This is a genomic window from Kitasatospora sp. NPDC004799 (assembly GCF_040609095.1).
Taxonomy (GTDB): domain Bacteria; phylum Actinomycetota; class Actinomycetes; order Streptomycetales; family Streptomycetaceae; genus Kitasatospora.
In genome coordinates, this window is sequence record NZ_JBEXJK010000809.1 from 1 (window position 1) to 1245 (window position 1245).

Annotated in this window: 1 protein-coding gene; it reads right to left on the bottom strand. The window is 73.3% G+C overall.

Annotated elements, in window-relative coordinates:
- Window positions 1-88: 88 nt before the first annotated feature.
- Window positions 89-970 carry a S1 family peptidase gene (locus tag ABZW03_RS40965; protein WP_355269986.1) on the bottom strand — a complete coding sequence of 294 codons (882 nt, stop codon included), beginning with the start codon at window positions 968-970 and terminating at the stop codon, window positions 89-91.
- Between the last annotated feature and the right edge of the window lie 275 nt (window positions 971-1245).

A 1245-nucleotide genomic window follows, 5' to 3' on the forward strand; every position in this document is an offset into this window, starting at 1 on the left:
CTCTTCGGATCGGGGGCCGCGCGGCGGGCCCCGCCCCCCGCCGGCGGGGGGGGGTCCGGCCGGGCGGACCGGAGGAACGGCGGTCGGGTCAGTAGACGTTGACGCCGTACTTGGCCAGTGCCTCGTTGACCGGCTGGAAGAAGGTCGTGCCGCCGGTGGAGCAGTCGCCGCTGCCGCCGGAGGTGATGCCGAGCGCCTTGGTGCCGTCGTACAGCGGGCCGCCCGAATCCCCGGGCTCGGCGCAGACGTTGGTCTGGATCATGCCGCGGACGGTGCCGCCGTCGGCGTAGCGCACGGTGGCGTTGAGGCCGGTGACGGTGCCGCCGTGGGTGCCGGTGGTCGACCCGGTGCGCTTGACCGCCTCGCCGACGAAGGCGTTCGGGGCGGAGGAGAACCCGCCGGTGTGGCTCACGGCGCTGTTGTCGTAGCTGACCAGCGCGTAGTCGTTGCCCGGGAAGCTGGAGTTGACGGTGGCCCCGATCAGCGTGGTGTGACCGGAGTTGGTGTACCAGGTGTTCGCGACGTTCCCGCAGTGCCCGGCGGTGAGGAAGTAGTACGTGCTGCCGCTCACCACGTTGAAGCCGAGCGAACAGCGGTACTGGCCGCCGTAGACGGCGTCACCGGCCGCGAGCAGCGGGCGGAAGGTCCCGGAGGTGCGCTGGATCTTCAGGGTGGCGGCGTCGGAGCCGGCGGCCTGCCGGATCCTGGTGATCGCGGCCGGCGGGACGGTCTCGTCCGCCGTGACGACGACGCGGCCGGACGCCTGGTCGGTGTACCAGGCGATGCCGTTGACGTCGGTCCGCTGCACGGCGTCGCTCACCGCCGCCAGTCGGGCCTGGCCGGACGGCGCGGGCGCGGCGACCGCGCTCGGCACGGCGACCGCGGTGGCGGACAGCAGGCCGACGGCGGCGGCGAGCAGCCGGGTGGTCCTCGCGGTGCGGGTGCGGGGGATGGTGCGCGTGGTCCTCACTGGGTCTCCTCCTGGGAGTGAGAGGCCCCCTGAGGGTGTGGGGGCCGTGAGGCGCGATCAGGGAGTGCGCGGACACCCGACGGTGCCCATGGGGGTCACCGCGGATGATCTGCTCCTGACAGGCGCTGACGGGAAGTATGGGCAGGCCGGTGGAGCGGCACAAGGCCCCGGACACGGCCTGCACGACCGGTGCGCGCGACCGGTCGCAGCGCCAGCGGCCGGATCGCCGTGGGGGCGTGTTCGGGAAGGGTGGCGAGTTCCTCGAACTCGTTGAC